The following is a 26,517-nucleotide window of genomic DNA, read 5'->3' on the forward strand; positions in this document are numbered from 1 at the left end:
GGACCCGATGGCAGCCATACAAGAGAGCAGTGCTCTCGGTCTGCTCGACGAAGAGATCCGCGAGCGGTTCGGCGACACGGCACGTTTCTCCGGGGGGCCGGCGGCCTCTCCGCGCACGCTCGTCGACGTCTTCGACGCGTCCGTACGGTCGTACCCGGACGAGCTCGCCTTGGACGACGGCACGGTGCGCCTCACCTACCGGGCGCTGGCCGTCGAGGTGGAGAAGCTGCGGCGCAGGCTCGGCGCCGCCGGGGTCGGGCTCGGCGACCGGGTGGGCGTGCGCGTCCCGTCCGGCACCAATGATCTGTACGTCGCCGTGCTCGCCGTACTCGCCGCCGGCGCCGCGTATGTCCCGGTGGACGCCGAGGACCCTGACGACCGGGCCGAGTTGGTGTTCGGGGAGGCCGGCGTACGGGCCGTGATCGGGGACGGGCACGAGATCGCCGTCCACGGCTGGTCCGACTCCACGGCCGCCCGTCCCGGTGTCGGGCACGACGCCTGGATCATCTTCACCTCCGGCTCCACCGGCAAGCCCAAGGGCGTCGCCGTCACCCACCGCAGCGCCGCCGCGTTCGTGGACGCCGAGGCCGCGCTGTTCCTCACCGACGAGCCGATCGGGCCCGGCGACCGGGTCATGGCGGGGCTCTCCGTCGCGTTCGACGCGTCCTGCGAGGAGATGTGGCTGGCGTGGCGGTACGGGGCCTGTCTGGTGCCCGTGCCGCGTGCGCGGGTCAGGAGCGGGGCCGATCTCGGGCCCTGGCTGGTCGAGCAGGAGATCACCGTCGTCTCGACGGTGCCGACGCTGGCCAGCCTGTGGGAGCCGGAGACCCTGAACGACGTACGTCTGCTGATCTTCGGCGGTGAGGCCTGTCCGCCCGAGCTGGTGCAGCGGCTGGTGACGGAGGGACGCGAGGTGTGGAACACCTACGGGCCCACCGAGGCCACCGTGGTCGCCTGCGCCTCGCTGATGTCCGGCGAGGAACCGGTCCGGATCGGGCTGCCGCTGGACGGCTGGGAGCTGGCCGTCGTCGACGAGGCCGGGCAGCCGGTGCCGATGGGCGGCAGCGGGCAGCTGGTGATCGGCGGGGTCGGGCTCGCCCGTTATCTGGACGCCGCGAAGGACGCGGAGAAGTACGCGCCGCTCGAGTCGCTCGGCTGGGATCGGGCGTACCGCAGCGGTGACCTCGTCAAGGCGGAGCCCCGGGGGCTGGTCTTCCTCGGGCGGGCCGACGAGCAGATCAAGCTCGGTGGGCGGCGGATCGAGCTCGGTGAGGTGGACGCCGCCCTGCAGGCGCTCCCCGGTGTCGCGGGCGCGGCCGCCGCCGTGCGAACCGCCCGCGGCGGCAACCAGCTCCTGGTCGGCTATCTCGTCACCCAGGACGGCTGGGACCACGCGGCCGCCGTCGAGAAACTGCGCGCCGGGCTGCCCGCGGCGCTCGTCCCGCTGCTCGCACCGGTCGACGACCTGCCGACCCGGACGAGCGGCAAGGTGGACCGGGGCGCGCTGCCCTGGCCGCTGAAGGATCTGGAGACCGGCGGTCCGGCCGAACGGCTCTACGGCACAGAGGCCTGGCTCGCCGAGCAGTGGACGGAAGTTCTCGGCATCCCCGTCACCGGCGCCCGCGACGACTTCTTCGCGATCGGCGGCAGCAGTCTGGCCGCCGCCCAGCTGACCACCCGGCTGCGCACCAGGTATCCGAGCGCCGCCGTCCTCGACATCTACCAGCGGCCCACGCTGCGCAGGCTGGCCCGCCACCTGGAGGAGTCCGCGCAGGACGACGGCGCGGCCCGGGTGATCCCCCCGGTGCCGGCGCGCGCCAAGGGGATCCAGCTCGTGCTGCTGGTCCCGCTGTTCACGCTGCTGGGGCTGCGCTGGACGGTGCCGCTGGCCGCGCTCGGCAATCTGCTGCCCGCCTACTCCTGGCTGCCGACCGCCCCTTGGTGGCTCGTCGTGGCCGGCGCCCTGCTGCTCTTCAGCCCGCCCGGGCGGCTCGCGATCGCCGCGGGCGGGGCTCGGCTGCTGCTGCGGGGCGTGCGGCCGGGGCGCTACGCGCGCGGCGGTGGCGTACACCTGCGGCTGTGGACCGCCGAGCGGCTGGCCGAGTTCAGCGGGGCGACCTCGCTGACCGGGTCGTGGCTGGAGCGGTACGCGCGGGCACTGGGCGGCAAGGTCGGGCCGGACGTGGATCTGCACTCGCTGCCGCCGGTCACCGGCATGTTCAAGCTGGGCAGGGGCGCTGCCGTCGAGTCCGAGGTGGACCTCTCCGGGTACTGGCTGGACGGCGACCGGCTGGAGATCGGCCCGGTCAAGGTGGGCGCGCACGCCGTGGTCGGCACGCGCAGCATGCTCTTCCCGGGCGCCCGGGTCGGCAAGCGGGCCGAGGTGGCGCCCGGTTCGGCGGTCACCGGGCAGATTCCCACCGGTCAGCGGTGGGCGGGCGCGCCCGCGGTCAAAGTCGGCAAGGCGAAGTGCAACTGGCCCAAGGAGCGGCCGGGCCGGGGCACGTACTGGGGCGCCATGTACGGCCTGACCGGTTTCGCGCTGACCGCGGTGCCGGTACTGGCCGGAGTGGCGGCGCTCGCCGTCGCTCGTGCGTTCGTCCCTGCGGGCGGCGGGCTCGGCGAGGCCGTCCAGGGTGCGGCCGTCGCCCTGGTGCCGGCGACGCTCGCGTTCGGGCTGGCGTACGCCGCGCTGCTCCTGATCGCCGTACGGCTGCTGAGCCGGGGCCTGCGCGAGGGCACGCATCCCACGCACAGTCGCGTCGGCTGGCAGGCCTGGACCGTCACTCAGCTGATGGACCGCTCGCGGGAGACCCTGTTCCCGCTGTACGCCGGGCTGGTCACGCCCGTGTGGCTGCGGCTGCTCGGGATGCGTGTCGGGCGGGGCGCCGAAGTGTCGACCGTGCTTGCGCTGCCCAGTCTGACGACGGTCGGCGAGGGCGCGTTCCTCGCCGACGACACGCTGACCGCGCCGTACGAGCTCGGTGGCGGCTGGGTGCGGATCGGGCGTGCGGAGATCGGGCGGCGGGCCTTCCTGGGCAACTCGGGAATGACCGCGCCGGGGCGGAGTGTGCCGGACGGCGGCCTGGTGGGGGTGCTGTCGGCGACACCGAAGAAGGCGAAGAAGGGCAGCTCGTATCTGGGGCTGCCGCCGGTCAGGCTGCCGCGCAACGCCTCCGACGGTGACCGGAGCCGGACGTACGAGCCGCCCGCGCGGCTGCTGTGGGCCCGCGGGCTGGTGGAGCTGTGCCGGATCGTGCCGGTGTTCTGCTCGGCGGCGCTGGCGGTGCTGACCGTGGCCGCGCTGTGCGCGCTGGGGGTGTGGGCGCCGCCGCTGTCCGGGCTGGTCCTGCTCGGGGCGGGTGCCGTGGCGTGCGTCGTCTCGGTCGTCGCGAAGTGGCTGCTCGTCGGGCGGCACCGCGGCGGCGAGCATCCGCTGTGGAGCGGGTTCGTGTGGCGCAACGAGCTGGCGGACACCTTCGTCGAGGTGGTGGCCGTTCCGTGGCTGGCCGGTTCGGTGCCGGGGACGCCGGTGATGACGGCCTGGCTGAGGTGCCTCGGGGCCCGCATCGGCAAGGGTGTGTGGGTGGAGAGCTACTGGCTGCCGGAGACCGACCTGGTGACGCTGGAGGACGCGGCGACCGTCAACCGTGGGTGCGTGCTGCAGACGCACCTCTTCCACGACCGGATCTTGCGGACGGATACTGTGGTCCTCCGTGAGGGCGCCACTCTGGGTCCTGGCGGGATCGTCCTGCCGGGCAGCACGGTCGGAGCCCGTACGACGCTGGGTCCGGCGTCGCTCGTGATGGCGGCGGAGTCCGTTCCCGACGACACCCGCTGGCTCGGCAACCCGATCGAGGCCTGGCGTTCCCCGAAGTGAGCGCGGCTCGGCCGGGTCCCCGGGACGGTGCACGTCCACGCGATCCGGCACGACGTACGAGCACAGCGCAGGGAGCAGACGCAGCAGTGGCAGTTCAGCAGTCCGTGGGTGCGGACCCGTACTTCCCGGCCAACGGTGATCCCCGCTACCGGGTGCACCGCTACGAACTCGCGCTGGACTACCGCCCGGGCCCCAACCGCCTGTCGGGGACGGCCCGGATCAACGCCATAGCGGGCCGGTCGCCGCTCCCCGAGTTCCAGCTCAATCTGGCCGGCTTCAGGATCGGGCGGGTGCGGGTGGACGGGCGGCAGCCGCACTACACGCACCGGGGCGGCAGGCTGCGCATCCGTCCCGCGAAGCCGCTGCGGGCCGGGGCCGCCTTCACCGTGGAGGTGCACTGGTCGGGCAATCCCAAGCCGGTCGGCAGCCCGTGGGGCGGGCTCGGCTGGGAGGAACTGGCGGACGGGGCGCTGGTGGCGAGCCAGCCGGTCGGGGCGCCGTCCTGGTACCCGTGCAACGACCGGCCGTCCGACAAGGCGTCGTACCAGATCTCGGTTACCACGCCCTCCGCGTACGCGGTGGTGGCGGGCGGGCGCCTGCTGACCCGGACCACGAAGGCGTCCACGACCACGTGGGTGTACGAGCAGTCGGCGCCGACCTCCAGTTATCTCGTGGGGCTGTCGATCGGGAAGTACGAGACGGTGCTGCTCGGCGACCCCGGGCTCGGCGGGGTGCCGCAGCACGGGCACATTCCGGCGCAGCTGCTCCCGGAGTTCTCTCGGGACTTCGCGCGGCAGCCGGCGATGATGAACCTCTTCCAGCAGCTCTTCGGGCCGTACCCGTTCGACGAGTACGCGGTCGTGGTGACCGAGGAGGAGCTCGATGTTCCCGTCGAGGCACAGGGGTTGTCGTTGTTCGGCGCCAACCACGTGGACGGGGCGAGGAGTTCGGAGCGCCTGGTGGCGCACGAGCTGGCGCACCAGTGGTTCGGCAACAGCGTGTCCATCGCCGACTGGCGGCACATCTGGCTGAACGAGGGCTTCGCGAAGTACGCCGAGTGGCTGTGGTCGGAGCGGTCGGGCGGCCGCGGCGCGCAGCAACTCGCAGCCGCGGCACACCGGTTGCTGTCCTCGCTGCCGCAGGACCTGCGGCTGGCGGATCCGGGCCGCAAGTCGATGTTCGACGACCGGATCTACGAGCGCGGCGGGCTCACCGTGCACGCGGTGCGCTGCGCGATGGGCGACGAGGCGTTCTTCCGCATGCTGCGTGCCTGGGCGGGGCTGCACCGGGGCGGCTCCGTCACCACGACGACGTTCACCGCGCACGTGGCCCGGTTCGCGGCCGAGCCGCTGGACGACCTCTTCGACGCCTGGGTGTGCGGGACGGCGCTGCCCCCGCTGCCCACGCCCGAGGCGCGGGCGGCGGGGTAGCGGGGGTCGGAGCCGGTGACGCAGGCTCTCGGGTCGCCGGCACCTTCAGCTTGTCCCAGCAGGTCTTGCCGGGGATGCCGTCGGCGTCCCCGCCCTTGAAGCCGAGCCTGGTCTGCCAGGCGGCGTTGGAGCGGCGGTCGGCCTCGGTCCACTCGGGGCTCGCTCCTCCTCGTGGCGGCCGCAGTCCTCGGCGACCAGGCGGCGGCCCATGGCGGTGCGCGTCGGGGCAGGTACTTCACGGATCCCGCACGGGCGTTGGTGCAGCAGAATGGAGGGCATGTCCCGACGTGGTTCGCATCTTGGGCGCCAGCACGGCCCCGCCCCGGCTCACAAGCCTTCCTGCCCTTGCGGTCTTGAGGAGACCTACGAAAAGTGCTGTGGCCGATTCCACCGGGGTGAGGGTGCGGCGCCGACGGCGGAAGCGCTCATGCGTTCGCGCTACAGCGCGTTCGTGAAGCGGGACGAGGGGTACCTGCTGCGGACCTGGCATCCGCGTACGCGGCCGGCGCGGGTCGAGTTCGATCCGGGGATGCGCTGGACCGGCCTCGCGATCCTTGCGAAGGGGGACGGATCCGCGTTCCACTCCGGCGGCACCGTGACGTTCCGGGCCTCGTTCCGAGGCGGCTCACTGCACGAGCGGAGCAGGTTCGAACGGGTCGACGGGGCCTGGGTGTACGTCGACGGGGAGTTCCTGGGCGAGTAGGGGCTACGGCGCGAGGATGTCGAGTTCCTGGAGCGCCCCCACCGTGATCTCCCGGGTGAGCCGTTCGGCCCGCAGGGCGTCCCCTTCCCGCACCGCCTCCGCGACCTGGACGTGCAGTGTGACGGCGGCCGGGTCGGGATCCTCGAACATGACCTCGTGATGGGTGCGGCCGGCCAGGACCTCTGCGACGAGATCGCCGAGGCGGGCGAACATCTCGTTGCCCGAGGCGTTCAGGATCACCCGGTGGAAGGCCGTGTCGTGGACGAGGTATCCCTCCAGCTGATGGCCGCGTGAGGTGGCCACCATGCCGAGGGCGCACTCGGTGAGTTCGGCGCACTGCCCGGCGGTGGCGTGTCTGGCGGCGAGACCCGCGGCGACCGGTTCGATCGCGGAGCGCAGCACGGTGAGCGAGCGCAGCTGCTGCGGCCGGTCGGCGCCGGCCAGCCGCCAGCGGATGACCTGAGGGTCGTAGACGTTCCACTCGGGCTTGGGCCGCACGGTGACGCCCACCCGGCGGCGGGACTCGACCAGATGCATGGATTCGAGCACGCGCACCGCCTCGCGCATCACGGAACGTGACACGTCGAAACGCTGCGCCAGTTCGTCCGTGCGCAGGACGCTGCCCGGCGGGTACTCGCCAGCAGTGATCGCGGGGCCGAGGGTGTCCAGTACATGGCCGTGCAGCCCCCGGCCCGGTGTGCTCATGCACTCAGAGTACGGGCCGCGTCACGGAGCAAAAAGTCAGACTTATTTGCGGAGAGGCTTTAATTAGTAGTACCTAATTGGCTTCAGTGTGGCCGACGCCGGACGCCGGCGCCGGAGGTCGAGGAAGACAGCGAGGCAGTGATGCGTACCCCTCACGTCGTCGTGGTGATGGGCGTCGCCGGCACGGGCAAGACCACGATCGGTCCCCTGCTCGCGGCCCGGCTGGGCGTCCCGTACGCCGAGGGCGACGACTTCCACCCGCAGGCCAACATCGCCAAGATGTCGGCCGGGACGCCGCTCGACGACTCGGACAGGGGGCCGTGGCTCGACGCCATCGGTGCCTGGGCGCACCGGCGGGCCGGGCTCGGCGGGGTGGTCAGCTGTTCGGCACTGAAGCGGGCGTACCGGGACCGGCTCAGGGCCGCGGCTCCCGGGATCACGTTCCTGCACCTCACGGGCGACCGGAGCCTCATCGAGGACCGGATGGCGCACCGCCGGGGTCACTTCATGCCGGCGGCGCTGCTGGACTCGCAGTTCGCCACGCTCCAGCCGCTCGGCGCGGACGAGGCCGGGGTCGCCGTGGACGTCTCCGGCAGCCCGGAGGAAATCACCGAACGGGCGGCGAAGGCACTCAACGAACTTCCCGGCCCTCACCGGTGACCCCGCCGCTCCGGGTCGGGCTTCCGGACGGCACACCTATGGCGCGGTGCGGGGATGGGGGTTCGGACTGCGGGGGCGTCCGCAGGGGTCAGGGCCGCCACAGCGGATGCTCGCGCTTCGCCCACTCCCTGCTCACCTTTCCGGTCCGCAGCCCCTGGCGGGCCTCCGGATCGCCGATCGCCATGCCGATGTGGCCGGCCAGCACGATCCCGATGGTCAGCGCGAGCCAGTCGTGGACGAAGGTCGCGCTGGTGCGCCACATCAGCGGTGTGAGGTGGGTGAACCACATCAGCAGGCCGGTGCCGAGCATCACCAGCGTCGCCCCGGCGATCCAGGCGGCGTAGATCTTCTGCCCGGCGTTGAACTTCCCGGCGGGGCGGGAGGTGTGCCGCTTGTCGCGGAGCAGGGCGGCGCGCAGCCAGACGCGGTCGTGCGGGCCGAAGCGGTTCAGGAAGCCCAGGTCTGCGCGGAAGGCACGGGAGGCCAGGCCGACCAGCACCGGCACCGGCAGAGTGAGCCCCGCCCACTCGTGGACGCGAACGACCAGCTCGCGGCGGCCGACGAGTTCGGCGATCTGGGGCACGTACAGGCAGGCAGCCGTCACCACGCACACGCCCATGAGCGCGGCCGTCGTGCGGTGCACCCACCGCTGGGCGCGGCCGAAGCGGCGGACCGTGGACACCGGCGGCGTCGACGCCTCAGCTCGTAGGCTCATCGTCCCGTCCGTTCGACCGGCCGACCCAGGCGTCGACGTCGTAGCCACGCTTCTCCCAGTAGCCCGGCTTCACGTCCTCGGTGACGGTGATGCCGGAGAGCCACTTGGCGGACTTGTAGAAGTACATGGGGGCCACGTACAGGCGGACCGGGCCGCCGTGGGAGTGGCCGAGGTCCTTGTCCTGCATGCGCAGGGCGACCAGGACGTCGGAGCGGCGGGCCTGGTCCAGTGTGAGGCTCTCGCTGTACGCGCCGTCGAAGCAGGTGAAGCGCACCGCCCCGGCCGAGGGGCGCACTCCCGCGGCGTCCAGCAGCCGGGACAGCCGCACGCCCTCGAAGGGCGTGTCGGGCACCCGCCAGCCGGTGACGCACTGGACGTCCTTGACCAGCCGGGTCTGCGGCAGGGCCCGGAGGTCGGCCAGCGTGTAGGCCGTGGGGCGGTCGACGAGGCCGTCGACGGTCAGGCGGTAGTTCTCGGCGTTCTTGTGGGGTACCGACGACGTGACCGAGTAGTAGCGGAAGCCGCCGCCGTTCGGCAGCAGACCCGTCAGACCCGTGGGGTCCTTGTCCGCGGCGCTGCCGAGGAAGGCCTCCAGGCTGCGCTGCAGGGTGGGCGCGGCGGCCACGCCGAGGGCGCCCAGGCCAAGGGTGCCGAGAAAGACGCGGCGGCCGACGGGTGCGCCCTTCGCCTCCGACGGCGTCGGCCTGCCCGGTTGCTCGGGCTGTTCTGAGTCCACCTCCTCATTCGAACACCTGCGACCCGGGCAGGACCAGCGATCGCGGGCGCTCGTCAGGGTTCCGTAAGCACTTCCCGGGCGACGACGTTGTGGAAGCTCAGCAGGGCCGCGAACATGCCGGTCACGAACAGCATGTGCAGGACGTCCGTGAAGGTGCCGCCGAGCCGGGACTCGGTGAGGGAGAACAGCAGTCCGGCGCTCTCCTTCTGCGCGGTGCCGACGATCGCGGAGGGGCCTGTGGCGACGGTGTACGCCCACGAGCTGATCGCGAAGAAGACGGCGACGAAGCCGACGGCGAGGAACATCACGCGCGGGACGAGGACGTGCGGCCGGCTCGTCTCCTCGGCGTACACGGGGGCCTGTTCGAAGCCGGTGAAGGCGGCTATGCAGAAGCACAGGGCGGTGCCGACCCCGGCGCCGCTCAGGGTGTCCTGGTTGAAGGCGTGCAGCGACAGGCCCTCGCCCGCGGGGTCGGCGATGGCCGCGACGTCGAAAACGACGACGAGGGCCACCTCGACGACCAGCAGCACGCCCAGCACGCGCGCGTTGACGTCGACCTTCAGCCAGCCCAGCGCACCGACGACGAGCGCGGCGGCCTGTCCTTCTGTCGGATTCGGGGGTGTCAGGCCGTGCCGAGCGCGTGGTCGCGTGCGGCGCGGAAGGCGGTGTACGGGTCGCGGTCGGGGTACGACCAGGGGGTAGCCGTCAGATGGGCGCCGATGCGGTGGAACAGGGCGGCGGCCTCGGCACCCCGGCCCTCGCAGACCTTGGCGTGGGCGAGGAAGTTGAGGTCGACCAGGCGGCGGGGGTGGCCGTCGTGCTCCCACTCCAGCCACCAGTCGTAGGCGGCCTTCATCACATGGCGGGCCCGGCGCCCGGACCAGTGCCCGGAGCCGGCCGGATCGGCGGGCTCGTACCCGTCGGCGGCCAGCACGCGGTAGCGCTCCGCGTGCGCGACGACCGGCAGGATCGCGAACGGGGAGTCGGCGGGTGCCCGCGCGGCCCAGTGGTCGGCGAAGTCGTAGACCTCGTGCAGCGTGTCCGGCCCGGCCTCGGCGCGGCGCTCGGCGAGCCGGGCGACGATCAGATGGTGGGCGTGGTGGTGGTCGGCGTACCGTGTCCGGACCTCCTCGAAGGCACGGACGGCCGCCTCCTCCGTGCCCAGGGTGCGCTCCAGCATGAGCAGGCCGAGCCATGGGGTGGGGTCGGGGGCCGCGAGTTCAGCGGCACCGAGGCAGGCCTCGCGGGCCCGGACCGGCTTCTCCTTGCCGCACAGGGCACGCTGGACCAGGGCGAGGGCGAGCAGGACACGGGCGTCGGCGGAGTCGGGTTCGGCGAGCAGCCAGTCACGGGCCCAGGCGGCACTGCAGGGCTCCCGGGCGAGGACGGTCACCCGATGGCCACGGCGGTCCCAGTCGTCACCGGTGCGGGTGAGCAGCGTGCGCGCGGCCTGCCATCGCCCACCGGTCAACGCGGCGCGTGCGGTGACGAGTTCGGCGTCGTCGAGCGCGGTGTCGAGGGCCTGGGCGGCACGTCTGCGGCTACGGCCCAAGGGAGGTGGGGGTGGAGACACCGCGGAGACGTCCTCACGCGACGCAACGAGTCGTCGCTCTCGGTTGCCATCAACTGATCACGCACAGCAAACCCCCCACCAATGGTTCGCGTCAAGGGCGATGCTGGTGTTACGCACATCAACTACTGTTGCCCAAGGGGGAGTTGAGGCGGTACCCGGCTGCGCCGCAGATATACATCTGGTCACGAATGTGACCTACGTCATAGCGCTGTCCGTCCCGGCCCCGCACGATGACTGAGAAGGTCACGCCGCCACCCCCGCTCGGCCGGGCACCGTGACCGAGTCGACTGGCCCGATTCCGGATACTCCCCGGAGCACGCCAGGCTCCGGGCCGCTACAGTCGGCCCCTACGCACCCCGTTGCCCGGCCGGATGATCGAGGTACGCCGCGTGTCCCTTATGGTTCTGACCCTCGCCGTCAGCGCGGCCTGCTGTCTGGGCTTCGGATACGTTCTCCAGCAGAACGCGGCCCAGCATGCGCCCCTCAGCGACTTCCTCTCGCCCCGGCTGCTCCTGGACCTGGTGAAGGTGCCGCGCTGGCTCGGCGGCATCGCGCTGATGGTGGCCGGCATGGTCCTCGGCGCGATCGCGCTGGGCCAGGGCCAGCTGTCGCTGGTCGAACCACTGCTCGCGACGAACCTCCTCTTCGCTCTCGCCCTCTCCCGCAGACAGAGCAGGCAGCCGCTGGGCCGCCAGGGCTGGACGGGCCTCGCACTGCTCGCGGGCGGGGTGAGCGCGTTCATCGTGGCAGGCCAGCCGCGCGGAGGTACGGCCGTCACCGACCCGCTGCGCCACTGGCTGATCATCGGCGCCATGCTGGGCGTCGCCCTGGTGCTCACGACGTACGCGAAGCGCTCCCGGCTGAGCTCCGGCCCGGTCCTGCTGGCCCTGGCCGCCGGCGTTCTCTACGGCCTGCAGGACGCGTTGACGCGGGTGAGTGGACAGCGGTTCTCCGAGGGCGGCTGGACCGAACTGCTCACGGGCTGGCAGCCGTACGCCGTGCTCGCCCTCGGGGTCACCGGGCTCGTCCTGGTCCAGAGCGCCTTCGAAACGGCGTCCCTGCGCATGTCGCTGCCCGCGCTCACGGCGGCCCAGCCGTTGGCCGGGATCGTGTGCGGTGTGGGCTTCCTCGGGGACCGGCTGCGCGCCGATGCCGGTGCGCTGGCCTGGGAGGCCGCCGGACTCACGGCGGTCGTGACGGGCATCGTGCTGCTGGGACTGCACCCGGCGATGCCGCGTGGCTCCGTCGCGCCGGCCCGGCAAGCGGCTCTCCAGCCGCAGTGACCCCGGGGCTCTCCGGCCGCAGCGGCCCCTGGTCGGTCACCCGCCCCCTGCTTGGATGGGGCCATGAGCTCTGCTGACGAGATCCTCGACATCGTCGACGAGAACGACCGGGTCGTCGGACGGTCACCGCGCGGCGAGGCCTATGCGAAGGGTCTGCGCCACCGCTGCGTCTTCATCCAGGCCCGGGACGCCCAAGGCCGACTCTTCGTGCACCGCCGCACCCCGACGAAGCTGGTCTTTCCCTCCCTCTACGACATGTTCGTCGGCGGAGTGGTCGGCGCCGGCGAGTCCTACGACGCGGCGGCCCTGCGCGAGGCCGAGGAGGAACTGGGCGTTACCGGCCTGCCGCGCCCCGAGTACCTCTTCAAGTTCCTGTACGACGACGGCGCCGGCCAGACCTGGTGGTCGGCGGTGTACCAGGTCCGCTGCGTCCTCCCGGTCAGCCCGCAGGTGGCGGAGGTCGCCTGGCACGACTTCCTGCCGGAGGACGAGGTTCGGCGCCGTCTCACCGAGTGGGAGTGGGTACCGGACGGGCTGGCGGCGTACGAGCGGCTGTCGGCGTACCGAGGCGGTGCTTCCAGCCCGTCCGGCGTTTGAGGTCGAGGCCGTTCAGGCCGCAGCAACGCCCCGATAAGGTCGCCGCGTGATCGGATTCGTACGCACCGCCCGCCTCTGGTTCGTGCCCGAGGCAGTCCGCGAAGAAGGGGGTACCCCCGACTACCGCTTCTCGCTGGCGAACGAGCGCACCTTTCTCGCCTGGCTGCGCACCGCGCTGGCGCTGATCGGCGGCGGCTTCGCCGTGGATCAGTTCCTGCCGGACCTGCGCTGGGGCTGGCGGGTGGGGCTCGCGCTCGCGCTGCTCGGCGCGGGTGTGCTGTGCTCCCTGCGCGCGGTCAATCACTGGGTGCGCTGCGAACGGGCGATGCGCCGGGGCGAGGACCTGCCGGTGTCGAGGTTTCCGGCGCTGCTGAGCCTGGTGGTCGCGGTCGTGGCCCTGGTGATGGTCGTGGTCGTGCTCGCCGGGTGGGAGGGATGAGCGGGCTGCCCGTCCCGGACCGCGACCCGGGGCTGCAGCCGGAGCGCACCCGGCTGGCCTGGCGGCGTACGACGCTGGCGAGCGCCGTCGCCGCCCTGCTCGCCATACGGGCGACGGTGCGAGGAGGGGCCTCGGCGGCCGGGATCATCGCCTGCGCCCTGTGCTGCGGCCTGTGGCTGGGATTCCTGCTGGTCGCCCACCACCGCATCCGGGCCCTCACCGCCGCGGCCAGCCCCCCGGCCTTCACCCCCCGGCACGCCACGGCGGCGGCCCTGCTCACCGTGGCCCTGGCGGTGTGCGGGGCGACCCTGGTGTTCCAGGCCTGAACCGGGCCCTGTCGGCCTGGAGCCGCCTGCGGAGGCGCGGTCGGCCGGGCCCGGTGCCGCGTCGGCCGGGGTTCGCCACGTCGCGACGCCCGGCACGCTCTCCCACTGCCTTGTGCGGCGAGTGGGGGGCACGCCGGGAGCACGCACCGGACGCCGCTCCTTGACGGGCAGACCCTGGCGGACGCGGCCTTAGTAACCGGTGGCCCCCGGAGGCGCCTCCGGCTCCGCCTCCCACTCCACCGTCACCACGATCTTGCCCCGCGTCCGCCCCTCCTGGTTCAGCCGGTACGCCTCCGCGGCCCGCTCCAGCGGGAACGTCCCGGACACGTGCACCGAGACCACTCCCGCCTCCGCAAGCTCGGTCAGCCTCAGCAGGTCCCCGGGGTCGGGGCGTACGAAGTAGTAGCGGCCCCCGTAGTCGACGACGTCCGGATCGGCGATCGATGCCAGGCGGCCCTCCGGGGCAAGCAGGTTCGCCGAGATCTTCATCGTCTCGCCGCCGATGGTGTCGAAGGCCGCGTCCACGCCCTCGGGCGCCAGCCCGCGCACCCGCTCGGCCAGCCCCTCACCGTACGTCACCGGCTCGCCGCCGAGCCCCCGTACGAAGTCGTGGTTGGTCTCGCTCGCCGTGCCGATCACCCGGGCGCCGAGATGGCGGGCGAGCTGGACGGCGATCGAGCCGACCCCGCCGGCCGCCGCGTGTACGAGGACGGTCTCGCCCCGCTTGACCTGGAGCACCTTGACGAGCACCTGGTAGGCCGTGAGCCCCACGAGTGGCAGACCGGCCGCCTCCTCGAAGGAGAGGTTGCGCGGCTTGCGCGCGAGGCTGCGCAGGGGCGCGGCCACGTACTCGGCGAAGCTGCCGCGGGAGAGGAAGTCCTCGCGGACGTAGCCGATGACCTCGTCCCCGACGGCGAAGTCGGCGACGGACACGCCGGGCTGCACCACGACCCCCGAGACGTCCCAGCCGGGGACGACCGGGAAGACGGCGTCGAGGGTCCCGTCGAGATACCCCTCGCGGCACTTCCAGTCGACGGGGTTGACGGCCGCCGCCCGCACTTTCACGAGCACCGAGTCGGGTCCGACCTTGGGGTCACGGACCTCTCCGTACTCCAGCACCTCGGGTCCGCCGTACCGGTTGTAACTGATGCCCTTCATGCCACCGACCCTCCGGGGTACTCGGACGCCACGCTAGCCGGATGCCCGGATGTGCGCCGTTCGCGTGGCAGCCTGTCCGACGTCATCACCCGTACCCGAAGGTGAGAGCACCATGACCCCCCTTCACCTGGAACACGCCTCCCACCCTCACGTCCACGGCCCGGACTGCGGCCACACCAGGGTGCGGCACGGCGATCACGTCGAGTACGCGCACGGTGGCCATCTGCACCGCGAGCACGGCGGTCACTGGGACGAGTGCGAGCCGACGGGGCACGTCTCCCACGAGGGCCACGGGCACCGGCACGGCGAGGACTGCGGGCACGAGAGCGTCCTGCACGGCGACCACGTCGACTACCTCCATGACGGCCACCGGCACGCCGAGCACGCGGGCCACTGGGACGACCACTGACACCTGGCCGACAACCGACGCTCCCAACAGCTCCCCGCATCCCTGTGCCGGGAGCCGTCGGCCTATCGTGGCTCCGATCACGTTCAGCCCCTTCTCTGGACGACATACCGACCGGTCGGCATCATTGGTCGGGACTCGTTCACACAGACGCGGCCCCGTGCACGCGCACGTGGTCCCGCTCACTCACACGTAGGGAGAACCATGAGCCCCGACCATCCGCCCGGACTCGATCTCGACCGGCTCCGCGGCCTGCTCGACGGCGAGCGGCCCGGTCTGGTGCACGGCCCCCTGACCGGCCGGCTGATCGAGGGCGGACGGTCGAATCTCACCTACATGGTGTCCGACGGCACCTCGAAGTGGGTCGTACGGCGGCCGCCGCTCGGCCACGTCCTGGCCACCGCGCACGACATGAAGCGCGAGCACCGGGTCATCAGCGCGCTGGACCCGACCAGCGTGCCGGTGCCGCGCCCGGTGCTGCTGTGCGAGGACCTGGAGGTGCTCGGGGCGCCCTTCTACGTCATGGAGTTCGTCGAGGGCACGCCGTATCGCACCGCCGACCAGCTCGCCCCGCTCGGCCCGGAGCGCACACGCAGTGTGGTGCTGTCGCTCGTCGACACCCTCGTCGAGCTGCACGCGGTGGACCCCGCCGAGGTCGGGCTCGCGGACTTCGGCCGCCCCGAGGGGTTCCTCGACCGGCAGCTGCGGCGCTGGGGCAAGCAGCTGGACGCCTCCCGCAACCGGGAGCTCGCCGGCATCGACGAGCTGCACGCCGCGCTCGGCCGCCAGCTGCCACACTCTCCCGCCCCGGCTGTCGTGCACGGCGACTACCGGCTCGACAACGTGCTGATCGGAACCGAGCCGGCCATGGGCGACGACAGGATCAAGGCGATCCTCGACTGGGAGATGTCGACGCTCGGTGATCCGCTCACCGACCTGGGCCTGCTGGTGATGTACAGCACGCCGCTGGGACTGCCCGGTTCCCCCGTCTCCACCACCGCCGAGGCCGCCGGGCACCCGAGGCCCGCCGAGCTGATCGAGCGATACGCCGCGCGCTCGGGGCGCGACGTCTCCTCGGTCTCCTGGTACACGGCGTTCGCCTGGTTCAAGCTCGCCGTGATCCTGGAAGGCATCCACTACCGGTACACGCTGGGCCAGACGGTCGGGCGCGGTTTCGACCGCATCGGCGACCTGGTCCCGGTCTTCATCGAACACGGCCTGACCACTCTTCACGAAGGCCTTCAGGAGGGCTGATCCGTCATGGACTTCGCGTTCGACGCACGTACCGAGGAACTGCGGGACAGGCTGCTCGCCTTCATGGACGAGTACGTCTATCCGGCCGAGGCCGTCGCGGAGGAGCAGCGCGCGCAGCTCGCCTCGCCGTGGGACACCCCGGCCGTGGTGGAGGAGCTCAAGGCCGAGGCCCGCAGACAGGGCCTGTGGAACCTCTTCCTCCCGGACGCCGAGCACGGCGCCGGGCTGACGAACCTCCAGTACGCCCCGCTCGCCGAAATCACCGGCCGCTCCCCGCACTTGGCGCCCACGGCGACGAACTGCGCGGCGCCCGACACCGGCAACATGGAGGTGCTGGCGCAGTTCGGCGACGAGCAGCAGAAGAAGCAGTGGCTGGAGCCGCTCCTCGCCGGTGAGATCCGCTCGGCGTTCGCGATGACCGAGCCGGAGGTGGCCTCCTCGGACGCGACGAACATCACGACGTACATCGAGCGAACCTCCGACGGCACGGACGAGTACGTCATCAGCGGCCGCAAGTGGTACATCTCCGGGGCGATGAACCCGGACTGCAAGATCTTCATCGTGATGGGCAAGACCGACCCGGACGGGCCGGACATCCGCCGCCAGCAGTCCATGATCCTGGTACCCCGGGACACCCCGGGCGTCACGGTCGAGCGCGCGATGCAGGTCTTCGGCTACGAGGACCACTCCCACGGCGGTCACGCCGAGGTGATCTTCGACCACGCCCGCGTACCCGTGTCGAACCTGATCGGCGAGGAGGGCGGCGGCTTCGCCATCGCCCAGGCGCGTCTCGGTCCGGGCCGCATCCACCACTGCATGCGACTGATCGGCATGGCCGAGCGGGCGATCGAGCTGATGTGCCGGCGGGCGGTGTCCCGCACGGCCTTCGGCAAGGCGCTGGCCCAGCAGGGCGTGGTCCACAACTGGATCGCGGACGCGCGGGTGCAGGTCGAACAGCTGCGGCTCCTTGTCCTGAAGACCGCCTGGCTGATGGACACGGTCGGCAACCGGGGCGCGCACGCGGAGATCCAGGCCATCAAGATCGCCACGCCTCGCGCGGTCGTCGACATCATCGACCGGGCGATCCAGCTGCACGGAGCCGGCGGAGTGAGCCAGGACTTCCCGCTGGCCGAGCTGTACGCGGCAGCCCGCACACTGATGATCGCCGACGGCCCGGACGAGGTGCACCAGCGGTCGCTGGCGCGGCGGGAGCTGAAGCGGTACCTGTGAGCCATGCGTAAGGGGCGGCCGCCATGGCGGTCGCCCCTTACGCATGCTGAACCGCTGCTACGGCCTCAGTGCCCGCAGCAGCAGGCCGGCCAGATGGTCGGCGACCTCCTGCGGGCTGAGCGGGCCGTCAGGGCGGTACCACGTCGACAGATGGTGGACGGAGCCGAAGTGGTAGTCCACCACCAGGTCGGCCGGGGTCTCCGTGGAGAAGACACCCGACTGCTGGCCCTCCTCGATGAGCGCGCGGAAGCGTTCGTGGTAGCGCCGGCGCTCCGCGCGCACCTGCTTGTTCTTCTCGGGGCTCAGATGGTGCATCGAGCGGAAGAAGATCATCGCGTCGTCGAGATTCTCGATCGTCGTGACGACGACGTCGGCCGCCGCGGCCCGCAGCCGCTTCTCGACCGGCTCGTCGGCACCCGCCAGCACGTCGAGCCGCTCCTGCTGGACGCGCAGCATGCGCGCGTACACCTCGTGCAGGAGGTCGTCCTTGGAGCCGAAGTAGTGGTACAGCGCCCCCTTGGTGACGCCGGCCGCTTCGACGATCTCCTGCACGGAGGTGCGGTCGTAGCCCTGCTCGGCGAAGAGCCGGGTGGCGGCGGCCAGCAGCCGCTGCGGGACGGGCGTACCGTCTCCGTCCGTCGTCCTGGGCACTGTGCCGCCACCTGCCTTCCGAGGCTTTCTGCTGTTTTCCAACGTGTTCTCACCGGTTCTCACCGGCTGTCGTGCCGGCGGGAACGAAGTTCCCGCCGGAGGATCTTCCCACTCGCCGTCTTCGGCAAGTCGGGCAGGATCTCCACCTGCCGCGGGTACTTGTAGGCAGCCAGTCTCTCCTTGCAGTACACCGCGAGTTCATCCGGGTCCGCCTCAACGCCCGGACGGAGGCTGATGTACGCCTTGACGGTCTCTCCGCGGTACCCGTCGGGCACCCCGACGACGGCCGCCTCCCGCACCGCCGGGTGGGTGTACAGCACGTCCTCGACCTCGCGCGGCCACACCTTGAAGCCGGACGCGTTGATCATGTCCTTCTTGCGGTCGACCACGTAGAGCCAGCCCTGCGGGTCCATGAAGCCGATGTCGCCGGTGCGCAGTTCGCCGTCCGGGAAGGTCTCGGCACCGGCCTCGGGCCGCCGCCAGTAGCCGGGGACGACCTGCGGTCCGCGGACGACGATCTCGCCCTGCTCCCCGAAGAGCACCTCCGTCCCCTGTTCGTCGACGATGCGCACGACCGTGTCGGGGCCGGGCACGCCCACCGCGAGCGTCCCGGAGCCCGGATCGACAGGCGCCTCCAGGCCGGGCGGGACGGAGGCGCACGGCCCGGTGCACTCGGTCAGGCCGTAGCCGTTGCGGATGTACGGCCCGAAGCCCGACCGGAACCTCTCCACCAGGGCGGGCGGCACGGGCGCACCGCCGGAGGAGATGTTCACGAAGGAGGAGAAGTGGTCCGGCGTGCCGGACGGGTGGGCGGCCAGGGCCATGAAGGCGGTCGACGGGCCGACGGTGTAGTGCGGCCGGTGCTCGGCGAACGCATCGAGCACGGCACCCGGCTCGAAGCGGTACGTCAGGACGAGCGTGCCCGCGCTGTTGAGGCAGGCGCCGAACTGGCAGACCATCCCGGTGATGTGGAACAGGGGCGCCAGGGCGTAGTACACGGGCGCCTCGGGCAGGGCCAGCCCGGTGCGCTGCCGCTCGGCGTTGTACATGATGTTGGCGTGCGTGTTGGTGGCGCCCTTGGGGGTGCCGCTGGTGCCCGAGGTGTAGCTGATCAGCGCGATGTCGGACGGACCGGGGTCGCGGCCCGCGGGCGCCTGGTGGCCGGCGCGCGCGACGGCCGTCAGGTCGTCGGCGTCGGCGGCCTGCGGCAGCCGCTCGAAGCTCAGCACGCGCGCGTCGCCGCGGCTCTGGAAGTCCAGCTCGCATCCGGTCAGCACGATCCGTACGGGCGAGCCGGCCGCCGTGTCGCGCAGGTACGACTCCCATGCCCGGTCGGAGCAGACGAGCGCCGCCACCTCGCCGTCCCGCAGGACATGGGCGACCTCGCCCGACTTGTACATGGGGTTGACGGGTACGACGGTCGCGCCCGCCTTCCAGGCGCCGAGCACGGCGAGCACGAACTGCGGGGAGTTCTGCAGCAGGACCGCCACCCGGTCACCGCGCTCCAGACCGCGGGCGGCGAGGTGGCCGGCGACGGAGTCGCTCAGCTCGTCGGCCTCGCGGTAGCTCAGACGGCCGTCGAAGTAGGTGAGGAAGGTGCGGTCCGGGGCCTCGGCGACGGACCTGCGCAGGGCGTGCACGAGGGAATCGGCTGGGTCTACCGGGGCACGCTGGGCGTCGTTCAGGAGGGCCACCCAGGGCCGGCCGGCGTAACGGGAGCCGGTCACAGCCCAGCCTCCCACTTCTGCTGGAGGTGGTTCATGTTGGTCAGCCAGCGGTCGGGGTCGGCGGCCCTCGCCTGGTAGTACCCGGCGACGTCGGGGTGCGGCAGGATCAGGAAGCGGTCCTCCTCGATGCCCCTGAAGACGGCGTCCGCCACATCGTCCGGCGCGATCGCGGTCGGCTTGAGGACCAGGTCGCCCGCGCTGCCGGTGGCGTCCAGCATGTCGGTGCGCACGCCCTGCGGACAGACCGCGTGGACCTTGAGGCCGCGGTGGCGGTACGTCAGCGACAGCCACTCGGCGAAGGCGTACGCGCCGTGCTTGGTGACGCTGTAGGGCGCGGCGCCGATCATGGTGAGCAGCCCGGCGGCCGAGACGGTGGAGACGAAACGGCCACTGCCCCGCTCCAGCCAGGCCGGGAGAAGCGCGTGGGCGGCGCGGACATGGGCCATGACGTTGACGTCCCAGGAGGCCGCCCAGGCCCGCTCGTCGGCGAGGTCGGCCACGTCCGGACCGCCGAAGGCGACGCCGGCGTTGGCGCAGTAGACGTCGACGTTGCCGCCGAGCGCGTCGCGGGCCTCGGCGACGATCGTGGAGGCGTCGCCCGGAACGGCGATCCCGCCGGTCTCCTCGGCGACGGCCTGCGCCTTGGCGGCGTCCAGGTCGTTGACGACGACCCGGGCCCCGGCGGCTGCGAAGCGGCGCGCCAGCGCGGCGCCGATGCCGCCTCCCGCTCCGGTGACGACCACTGAGGCATCCTGGACGGCTTTCACCATCGGTCTCCTTCGACACGACGCGACTGGGCTCTGCTGCGGGGACAGACTAACCGGTCGGTATGTAAGGGCGGAAGGGCAGTGTGAGACAGGGCCGGTTCGGTTCGTTCCGCGGGCAACGGGTGCGCGTTAGCGTGCGTGGGCATGACACTGGCCGCGTTCACGGAGGTCACCGCATGAAGCTGTCCAGACGAAGCCTGCTCGCGTCCGCGGCCGTGGTGGCGGCATCGGCACCCCCCGCGGGAGCGGCTCCGACCGGCGGGCGCCGCCTGCGTACCGGATTCGAGCGCCTCGCCGGGGGCGGCTACTCCCTGCTCGACGGTCAGCGCGTCGGCGTCGTCACCAACCCCACAGGAGTCACTCGAGACGTACGCCACATCGTCGACGTCATGCACGCCGACAGCCGGGTGAACCTCCGGGCCGTCTTCGGCCCGGAACACGGCTTCCGCGGCACCGCGCAGGCCGGCGGCTCCGAGGGCCGCTACGACGACCCGGCGACCGGGCTGCCCGTATACGACACGTACCTGAAGAGCGGCCGGCCGCTGGCCGAGATCTTCACCGCGTCCGGCGTGGACACGGTCGTCTTCGACATCCAGGACGTGGGCGCGCGCTTCTACACGTACATCTGGACGCTGTACGACTGCATGGAGGCGGCACAGCTCGCGGGCAAGCCGTTCGTGGTCCTGGACCGGCCGAACCCGGTGACCGGCCGGGCGGCGCTGGGGCCGGTGCTGCACAAGGAGTTCGCGAGCTTCGTCGGAAGGCAGCCGGTCGCGCAGGCGCACGGGATGACGGTCGCCGAGCTCGCGCGGCTGTTCAACGGGGAGTTCCTGACGGCGCCGGCGCATCTGGACACCGTACTCATGACCGGCTGGAAGCGGGCGGAGTTCTACGACGCCGCCGGGCTGCCCTGGGTGCCGCCGAGCCCCAACATGCCGACGCCGGACACCGCCCTGGTGTACGCGGGGACCTGTCTCTTCGAGGGGACGAACCTGTCGGAGGGGCGCGGTACCACCCGGCCGTTCGAACTGCTCGGCGCGGAGGGCGTCGACGGGCGGTGGGCGGCGGCGGTGAGCGGACTCGGGCTGCCCGGTGTGCACTTCAGGGAGGCGTACTTCGCGCCGGCCTTCTCCAAGTTCCAGGGCAGGACCATCGGCGGCGTGCAGATCCATGTGCACGACCGGGCGGCCTTCGACCCCGTACGCACCGGCATCGCACTCCTGGTGACCGCCAAGAAGGTGTGGAGCGGCTTCACTTGGCGCTCCGACCACTGGATCGACAAGCTGACGGGGTCCCCGGGGGTGCGGACCGCGATCGACGCGGGAGCGGACACCGACGAGGTGGTCGCGGGCTGGCAGGAGGAACTGGCGGCGTTCCGGAAGGTGCGCGGGGAATACCTCCTTTACAGCTGATTCACCCGGATGAGTCATGACGTATGGCCAACCTCGGCCGGTAGCGGGACGATGCGCCCACATCGCACCGCTTCGGGGGACGAGGGGGACCTGTCATGGCGGATCCGGCAATGAGCGTGACTCCTTACTGGGAGCTGACCTTCGACGCGGACGGCGACCCGGACGAAGGCAAAAGGGACCGGCTGCTCGCCCAGGTCCAGGAGCGCGGCGTGCGTGATCTCGTCGTGTTCTCGCACGGCTGGAACAGCGACCGCTCGGGAGCGACCCGGCTCTACAGCCGCTTCTTCGCGCCGTTCCCGGAGCTGGCGCCGCGTGCACGGCTCGGGTACGCGGGAGTCGTGTGGCCGTCGATGCGGTTCTCGGACGAACCGATCCCGGACTTCCCGCGGTCCGTGGCCGCCGGGACGACCCGGCGGCCGGCCCTCGACAAGGACACACGGCACGCGCTCTTCGAGACCTTCCCCGGCCGGGCGACGGTGATCGACCAGATCGCCCGGCTGCTGGAGCAGCAGCCCCGCGAGGAGGCCGAACTGGAGGAGTTCGGGCGGCTGGTGCGGCTGCTCGTCGACGTGGTACCGCCGGGGCCGCAGGCGCTGTTCGCGGCGGACACGCTGGCGGAGGGCGTGCCGCAGAGCGAGCCCGAGATGTTCTCCGGGTCCGCGGCGGCGGCCTGCGAGGAGTTCGCCCAGGCGCTGGCGTCTCTTGAATCCCCGGACGGCGCACAGGGGTTCTCGCTGCCCGACCCGTGGGACGGCGCCCATGAACTGCTGCGTCAGGCGACGTACTACGTGATGAAGCGGCGCGCGGGGACCGTCGGCGAGCGGGGACTCGGCCGGGTGATCGGGCAGCTCGCGGAGGCGGCCCCGGACGTACGGGTGCATCTCGTCGGGCACAGCTTCGGCGGGCGTCTGGTGTCGTTCGCGCTGCGCGGGCTGCCGGAGGGCGTCCGCACGGTGAAGTCGGTGACGCTGCTCCAAGGCGCCTTCTCCCACTACGCGTTCGCGGCCCGGCTGCCGCACGACCCGCGCGCGGGCGGTGTGCTGCAGGGCCAGCAGAACCGCATCGACGGCCCGCTGGTGTGCTGCTTCTCCCGCTTGGACTCGGCCCTCGGGACGATCTACCCACTGGCATCGCGCATGGCGGGCGATGCGGAGGGGGTCGCGGACTTCGGCATCGGCCGGGCGCTGGGCGCCAAGTGGGGCGCGATGGGGCACGACGGCGTACAGGCCGTGCCGGGCACGCGCGTGTTCAAGCTCGCCGACGCGCTGAGGACGAAGCTGCCGGCATCGGGGTGCGTGAACATCGACGCGGCCGCCGTGGTCAGGCGCGGCGGGCCGCCGTCCGGCGCGCACAGCGACATCGCGCACCGGGAACTGGCGCAGGTGGTACTGGCGGCGGGCCGCATCAGCTGACCCGCCCGCCGGGCTCTCACCCCTCAGTCCCCCGTCCCCCGTCACGCGTCACGCATCACCGGTGTGAGGTGAACTCCACGACTTGCCGGACCATCGGGCGGTTCTGGTTCCGGCGTTGGTGACTGAGTCCTTGTGGCCCGTCAGTACGTACTCACCGGGGAAGTAACGGCCGCTGTCCGAGGCGTGCGCCGGCGAGGGCCTGCTGCCCGCGGGCGCCGTCGGTGGCGACCGCGTTGTCGATCTGCGCCTGCAGATCGGCCTCGATCCAGGGAGTGTTGCCCCAGAACCCCTGCTCCAGACCCTGATCCGCCGCCGCTTGGGAAAGTGGCGACAAGAGACCGGCGATCAGGGCGCATACGGATGCGGTCTTCAGGAACCCGGGGATTCCGTCGGGAGTTCTCAGTCTGTCGAGGAAGGTGCGTGAGGTACGCCGTGGCATGGCTGCTCCTACCGACGAGGGCGGCCGGGCGTTACCGCCGGTGTCGCCGAGATTGAAGGTGAGCATGCGTCATTTTTACGAGTCGCTACGGCGGCTCAGGGAGTAGGTCACCGGAGAACGGATGGAGCCGAATCGCTTGTCGATACGTCTATTCGGCGACGTCCGTGCGACGACGCCGAAGTAACCGAAGTACAGGTGCAGGTGTGACGGAGGTGCAGGGCGATGGCCGGTTTCCGGAGTCTGGCGAGACAGGTGCGGGATCCGCGGTGCGACCTGGCGCTGCGGCGCTACTCACTGCGCAAGTGCCTTGAGCGGTTCGCCCCTTACGGGCACAGGGCGACCTGGGACCATTTGTGCTCCCGGTCCGGGTTCGGTCCGGAGGACCGGTCCCCCGATCCGGCGCGGCTCGTGGCCGCACTGGAGGAGTTGGAGGAAGCGCGATCGGTCTGGCTCGCCTATGAGGTCGAGTTCGCCGAGCGGCGCAAGAAGGAGAAGCACGACGGGTTGCGCAGGCCGGGCAGCGTGGACGACTGGCACCGGCTCACCTGGGGCGGATTCGGTGTCGCCTGGTGCGACGACCCCCGGGTGCACCCGCGTGAACCGCTCGCGGAGGTGCTGCGCCGCCTGATCTCCGCCCTGGAGCGGGACCCGGGCGCCCAGTGCCCGGTGTGCGGCGGGGAACGCCTCGTCTGGAAGTACGAGCTGGAACACGAACCGTCGACGGGTCCGGTCTGCGTGGACTGCGGGATTCTCGTACCGCGGCCCGTGCTCACGCCCGAGGCGCTGGCGGACGCCAGGCGCGTGAGGCTGCTGGTGGTCGCCTGAGCACGACGGGGGTGCGCCGGGGATGCCGCACCCCCCTTGTCGCCCCGCGGCCGTCAGTGGTGACTGGCACCATCGAGGCATGGTGCAGGTGTGTCTCGACGGGCCCCGAGGGGCCGCCGACGGCGCGGGCGTGCCGCTGTCGCCGCAGGCGATGGCCGAGTCCGCGGCCAAGGCCGTCGCGGCCGGGGCCACGGACGTCCGCCGAGGACAGCGCGCGTGCGCTGTTGGCCGACCTCGGCCGGTGCTGCGGCCGGCCGGACGACTGGGTCTGGCGACCCGCATCGGCCTGGAGGGCACGCTGGTCCTGCCGGACGGGCAACGGGCCGCGTCGAACGCCCAGTTGGTGGCCGAGAGCGGCGGCAACGGTATCAGCCGCTAATCCGCTCGATCCAGCCGTTTCCCGGCAGGACAGTTGGGGGCGATGAAACCCACCTGAAGCACCCGAGGAGTCCCCATGTCGACGCTGCGTGTCACCGCCGAAGTACTGACCGTCCACGAGCATCCGAACGCCGACGCGCTGGAACTGGCCCAGGTGGGCCTGTACCGGGCCGTGGTCGCCAAGGGCGCGTACCGCACGGGCGAGGCCGCCGTCTACATCCCCGAGCAGTCCGTGCTGCCCGCCGGGCTGATCGAGGAGCTGGGGCTGACCGGCCGGCTGGCCGGCAGCAGGTCCGACCGGGTCAAGGCCGTGCGGCTGCGCGGCGAACTGTCGCAGGGCATCGTCTGCCGGCCGGAGTCACTGGCGGACGTCGACCTGGCGCGGGCGGCCGCGGAGGGGACCGACTTCGCGGAGCGGCTCGGCATCGTCAAATGGGTGCCGCCGATCCCGCCCACGATGAACGGCGAAGTCGAGTCCGCGGCCGGTCTGCTGCCCTGGGTCGACATCGAGAACATCCAGCGGTTTCCGGGCATCTTCACACCGGGCGAGGATGTGGTCCTGACCGAGAAGCTGCACGGCTCGGCCTGCCTGCTCACCTACCTCGCCGACGAGGACCGGGTGCACGTCTCCTCCAAGGGCTTCGGCGCCAAGTCCCTGGCCCTGAAGGAGGACCCGCGCAATCTGTACTGGCGGGCGGTGCGCGGGCACGGCGTCGCGGACGTGGCCGCGCGGCTCGCCGAGCGGCTGGGGGCGCGCAGGGTCGGGATCTTCGGCGAGGTGTACGGCGCCGGGGTGCAGGACCTGACCTACGGCGCCGATGGGCGACGCGACACGCTGGGCTACGCCGTGTTCGATGTGTCCGCGGAGATCGGCGGGACGGTCCGCTGGCTGGACGCGGCTGAGCTGCTGGAGGCCGAACTCCCGCTGGTGCCACGGCTGTTCGAGGGGGAGTACGACATAGAGCGGGTACTGGAGGCCGCCACCGGGCGGGAGACCGTGTCGGGGCGGGGGCTGCATCTGCGGGAGGGCGTGGTCATCCGGCCGGCCGTCGAGCGGTACAGCCCGGTGACCGGGGGGCGGGCGATCGCGAAGGCGGTCAGCCCGGCGTATCTGACGCGGAAGGGTGGGACCGAGTACGAGTGAGCGGGGCGCGGGCCGTCGGTGCCCCGTCAGCGCCGGTCCCCCACCGTCCAGCCCGTCGTGGGGCCCCCGCTCCAGCGGATCCGAGAGCCGGGGGCCTCGTCAACGCCGGGGAGGCTCCACCAACAGCCGGGATCCCGACCGGCGTTCGCCGAAGGCGTCGTCCGGGTTGGACAGGACGCAGGTGTCGAGGGAGAGGCAGCCGCAGCCGATGCAGTCGGTGAGGTGGTCGCGCAGGCGGTTCAGCTGGGTGATGCGTTCGTCGAGCTCGGACCGCCAGGCCGCGGAAAGGCGGGCCCAGTCCTCCCGGGTGGGGGTGCGTTCCTCGGGCAGTTCGGCGAGGGCCTCGCGGATCGTGGCCAGGGGGATGCCCACGCGCTGCGCGGCCCGCACGAAGGCGACCCGGCGCAGGGTGTCACGGGAGTAGCGGCGCTGGTTGCCCGCGGTGCGGCGGCTGCCGATCAGGCCCTTGGACTCGTAGAAGTGCAGGGCGGAGACGGCGGCGCCGCTGCGGGCGGCGAGCTGGCCGACCGTGAGCTCGTGGATCTTCTCGGGAATCTGGGGCACCTCTCGAACCCTACCCACCCCGCCACAGCGCCGGTCCGTTGACATGGACCCCCTGCCCGGCCATACTAAGCAGTCGCTTAGAGTTTGCATCGAGGCAACGCGA

25 protein-coding genes and 3 pseudogenes are annotated in these 26,517 nt (G+C 71.9%); 16 read left to right on the forward strand and 12 right to left on the reverse strand.

The features are described from left to right. Window positions 1-7: 7 nt before the first annotated feature. Both ACZ562_RS11980 and ACZ562_RS11985 read left to right on the forward strand, forming a co-directional pair. Window positions 8-3,880, forward strand: a complete 3,873-nt coding sequence (locus ACZ562_RS11980; RefSeq protein ID WP_471176735.1) for a Pls/PosA family non-ribosomal peptide synthetase — start codon at window positions 8-10, stop codon at window positions 3,878-3,880. Window positions 3,881-3,966: 86 nt separating this feature from the next. Beyond that, on the forward strand, window positions 3,967-5,310 hold the full coding sequence (locus ACZ562_RS11985; protein ID WP_471176739.1) for a M1 family metallopeptidase: 1,344 nt from the start codon (window positions 3,967-3,969) through the stop codon (window positions 5,308-5,310). A gap of 37 nt (window positions 5,311-5,347) precedes the next feature. Here ACZ562_RS11985 and ACZ562_RS11990 read toward each other — a convergent pair. Then, a pseudogene (locus ACZ562_RS11990) lies at window positions 5,348-5,526 on the reverse strand (peptidoglycan-binding protein); the annotation flags it as partial. 61 nt (window positions 5,527-5,587) lie between these two features. Between ACZ562_RS11990 and ACZ562_RS11995 the strand changes: the two are divergent. After that, window positions 5,588-6,013 carry a YchJ family protein gene (locus tag ACZ562_RS11995; RefSeq protein ID WP_471176742.1) on the forward strand — a complete coding sequence of 142 codons (426 nt, stop codon included), beginning with the start codon at window positions 5,588-5,590 and terminating at the stop codon, window positions 6,011-6,013. 3 nt (window positions 6,014-6,016) lie between these two features. Here the strand turns inward: ACZ562_RS11995 and ACZ562_RS12000 are convergent, their stop codons facing one another. Continuing rightward, window positions 6,017-6,718: a FadR/GntR family transcriptional regulator gene (locus ACZ562_RS12000; RefSeq protein WP_471176744.1), complete on the reverse strand. Its 702-nt coding sequence runs from the start codon at window positions 6,716-6,718 to the stop codon at window positions 6,017-6,019. 141 nt (window positions 6,719-6,859) lie between these two features. Here ACZ562_RS12000 and ACZ562_RS12005 point away from each other — a divergent pair, with 141 nt between their 5' ends. Further along, window positions 6,860-7,378 carry a gluconokinase gene (locus ACZ562_RS12005; RefSeq protein ID WP_471176746.1) on the forward strand — a complete coding sequence of 173 codons (519 nt, stop codon included), beginning with the start codon at window positions 6,860-6,862 and terminating at the stop codon, window positions 7,376-7,378. A gap of 88 nt (window positions 7,379-7,466) precedes the next feature. On the opposite strand, the gene ACZ562_RS12010 is transcribed toward ACZ562_RS12005, so the two are convergent. From ACZ562_RS12010 to ACZ562_RS12025, 4 genes and pseudogenes are all read right to left on the reverse strand, one after another. Beyond that, window positions 7,467-8,093: a cytochrome b/b6 domain-containing protein gene (locus tag ACZ562_RS12010; RefSeq protein ID WP_471176749.1), complete on the reverse strand. Its 627-nt coding sequence runs from the start codon at window positions 8,091-8,093 to the stop codon at window positions 7,467-7,469. Continuing rightward, window positions 8,077-8,829 carry a molybdopterin-dependent oxidoreductase gene (locus ACZ562_RS12015; RefSeq protein ID WP_471176751.1) on the reverse strand — a complete coding sequence of 251 codons (753 nt, stop codon included), beginning with the start codon at window positions 8,827-8,829 and terminating at the stop codon, window positions 8,077-8,079. The genes ACZ562_RS12010 and ACZ562_RS12015 overlap by 17 nt, the downstream gene beginning before the upstream one ends. A 74-nt stretch (window positions 8,830-8,903) precedes the next feature. Then, window positions 8,904-9,422, reverse strand: a pseudogene (locus ACZ562_RS12020) (amino acid permease); the annotation flags it as partial. A 29-nt stretch (window positions 9,423-9,451) separates the two neighbouring features. Continuing rightward, window positions 9,452-10,402, reverse strand: coding sequence for a tetratricopeptide repeat protein (locus ACZ562_RS12025; protein ID WP_471176754.1), 951 nt, complete (start codon window positions 10,400-10,402; stop codon window positions 9,452-9,454). Between the two features lie 371 nt (window positions 10,403-10,773). Here ACZ562_RS12025 and ACZ562_RS12030 point away from each other — a divergent pair, with 371 nt between their 5' ends. The 4 genes from ACZ562_RS12030 to ACZ562_RS12045 all read left to right on the forward strand — a co-directional run bounded on the left by ACZ562_RS12030 (window position 10,774) and on the right by ACZ562_RS12045 (window position 13,047). Next, window positions 10,774-11,685, forward strand: a complete 912-nt coding sequence (locus ACZ562_RS12030) for a DMT family transporter (protein ID WP_471176757.1) — start codon at window positions 10,774-10,776, stop codon at window positions 11,683-11,685. A gap of 63 nt (window positions 11,686-11,748) precedes the next feature. Next, window positions 11,749-12,282 carry an NUDIX domain-containing protein gene (locus tag ACZ562_RS12035; RefSeq protein ID WP_471176759.1) on the forward strand — a complete coding sequence of 178 codons (534 nt, stop codon included), beginning with the start codon at window positions 11,749-11,751 and terminating at the stop codon, window positions 12,280-12,282. A 46-nt stretch (window positions 12,283-12,328) separates the two neighbouring features. Beyond that, window positions 12,329-12,721 carry a YidH family protein gene (locus ACZ562_RS12040; RefSeq protein WP_471176762.1) on the forward strand — a complete coding sequence of 131 codons (393 nt, stop codon included), beginning with the start codon at window positions 12,329-12,331 and terminating at the stop codon, window positions 12,719-12,721. Beyond that, complete coding sequence (locus tag ACZ562_RS12045) at window positions 12,718-13,047, forward strand: DUF202 domain-containing protein (RefSeq protein ID WP_471176765.1); 330 nt, start codon at window positions 12,718-12,720, stop codon at window positions 13,045-13,047. The genes ACZ562_RS12040 and ACZ562_RS12045 overlap by 4 nt, the downstream gene beginning before the upstream one ends. A 189-nt stretch (window positions 13,048-13,236) precedes the next feature. Here the strand turns inward: ACZ562_RS12045 and ACZ562_RS12050 are convergent, their stop codons facing one another. Continuing rightward, entirely contained in the window at window positions 13,237-14,205 is a 969-nt protein-coding gene (locus ACZ562_RS12050; protein ID WP_471176767.1) for an NADP-dependent oxidoreductase, read from the reverse strand. Window positions 14,206-14,317: 112 nt separating this feature from the next. Between ACZ562_RS12050 and ACZ562_RS12055 the strand changes: the two genes are divergently transcribed. From ACZ562_RS12055 to ACZ562_RS12065, 3 genes are all read left to right on the forward strand, one after another. Further along, window positions 14,318-14,614: a hypothetical protein gene (locus ACZ562_RS12055; RefSeq protein WP_471176770.1), complete on the forward strand. Its 297-nt coding sequence runs from the start codon at window positions 14,318-14,320 to the stop codon at window positions 14,612-14,614. A gap of 201 nt (window positions 14,615-14,815) precedes the next feature. Then, window positions 14,816-15,865: a phosphotransferase family protein gene (locus ACZ562_RS12060; protein WP_471176772.1), complete on the forward strand. Its 1,050-nt coding sequence runs from the start codon at window positions 14,816-14,818 to the stop codon at window positions 15,863-15,865. A 6-nt stretch (window positions 15,866-15,871) separates the two neighbouring features. Continuing rightward, the gene (locus tag ACZ562_RS12065) at window positions 15,872-17,095 is read left to right on the forward strand and encodes an acyl-CoA dehydrogenase family protein (protein WP_471176774.1); all 1,224 of its coding nucleotides are present in this window, start codon (window positions 15,872-15,874) and stop codon (window positions 17,093-17,095) included. A 57-nt stretch (window positions 17,096-17,152) separates the two neighbouring features. On the opposite strand, the gene ACZ562_RS12070 is transcribed toward ACZ562_RS12065, so the two are convergent. From ACZ562_RS12070 to ACZ562_RS12080, 3 genes are read right to left on the reverse strand one after another with little or no spacing between them, the layout of a single operon-like run. Further along, a complete protein-coding gene (locus ACZ562_RS12070) occupies window positions 17,153-17,746 on the reverse strand; it encodes a TetR/AcrR family transcriptional regulator (protein WP_471176776.1) in 594 nt (197 codons plus the stop codon). A 59-nt stretch (window positions 17,747-17,805) separates the two neighbouring features. After that, the gene (locus tag ACZ562_RS12075) at window positions 17,806-19,473 is read right to left on the reverse strand and encodes a class I adenylate-forming enzyme family protein (RefSeq protein ID WP_471176779.1); all 1,668 of its coding nucleotides are present in this window, start codon (window positions 19,471-19,473) and stop codon (window positions 17,806-17,808) included. Then, window positions 19,470-20,243, reverse strand: coding sequence for an SDR family oxidoreductase (locus ACZ562_RS12080; protein ID WP_471176782.1), 774 nt, complete (start codon window positions 20,241-20,243; stop codon window positions 19,470-19,472). Before ACZ562_RS12080 ends, ACZ562_RS12075 begins: the two co-directional genes overlap by 4 nt. A gap of 173 nt (window positions 20,244-20,416) precedes the next feature. On the opposite strand from ACZ562_RS12080, the gene ACZ562_RS12085 reads away from it, so the two are divergent. Beyond that, complete coding sequence (locus tag ACZ562_RS12085; RefSeq protein WP_471176785.1) at window positions 20,417-21,652, forward strand: exo-beta-N-acetylmuramidase NamZ family protein; 1,236 nt, start codon at window positions 20,417-20,419, stop codon at window positions 21,650-21,652. 95 nt (window positions 21,653-21,747) lie between these two features. After that, window positions 21,748-23,064 carry a serine-threonine protein kinase gene (locus ACZ562_RS12090; RefSeq protein ID WP_471176788.1) on the forward strand — a complete coding sequence of 439 codons (1,317 nt, stop codon included), beginning with the start codon at window positions 21,748-21,750 and terminating at the stop codon, window positions 23,062-23,064. Window positions 23,065-23,169: 105 nt separating this feature from the next. Here the strand turns inward: ACZ562_RS12090 and ACZ562_RS12095 are convergent. Continuing rightward, window positions 23,170-23,503: pseudogene (locus ACZ562_RS12095) on the reverse strand (hypothetical protein); the annotation flags it as partial. Window positions 23,504-23,725: 222 nt separating this feature from the next. Here ACZ562_RS12095 and ACZ562_RS12100 point away from each other — a divergent pair. The 3 genes from ACZ562_RS12100 (at window position 23,726) to ACZ562_RS12110 (ending at window position 25,850) form a co-directional block, all read left to right on the forward strand. Continuing rightward, window positions 23,726-24,328: a hypothetical protein gene (locus ACZ562_RS12100; protein ID WP_471176791.1), complete on the forward strand. Its 603-nt coding sequence runs from the start codon at window positions 23,726-23,728 to the stop codon at window positions 24,326-24,328. Between the two features lie 79 nt (window positions 24,329-24,407). Further along, the gene (locus ACZ562_RS12105) at window positions 24,408-24,707 is read left to right on the forward strand and encodes a 3-keto-5-aminohexanoate cleavage protein (protein ID WP_471176793.1); all 300 of its coding nucleotides are present in this window, start codon (window positions 24,408-24,410) and stop codon (window positions 24,705-24,707) included. 75 nt (window positions 24,708-24,782) lie between these two features. Continuing rightward, complete coding sequence (locus ACZ562_RS12110) at window positions 24,783-25,850, forward strand: RNA ligase (ATP) (protein ID WP_471176796.1); 1,068 nt, start codon at window positions 24,783-24,785, stop codon at window positions 25,848-25,850. A 99-nt stretch (window positions 25,851-25,949) separates the two neighbouring features. Here ACZ562_RS12110 and soxR read toward each other — a convergent pair whose 3' ends face one another. Continuing rightward, the gene (gene soxR, locus ACZ562_RS12115; RefSeq protein ID WP_471176798.1) at window positions 25,950-26,414 is read right to left on the reverse strand and encodes a redox-sensitive transcriptional activator SoxR; all 465 of its coding nucleotides are present in this window, start codon (window positions 26,412-26,414) and stop codon (window positions 25,950-25,952) included. Window positions 26,415-26,517 lie beyond the last annotated feature (103 nt).

Source organism: Streptomyces sp. NPDC040410, assembly GCF_055595715.1.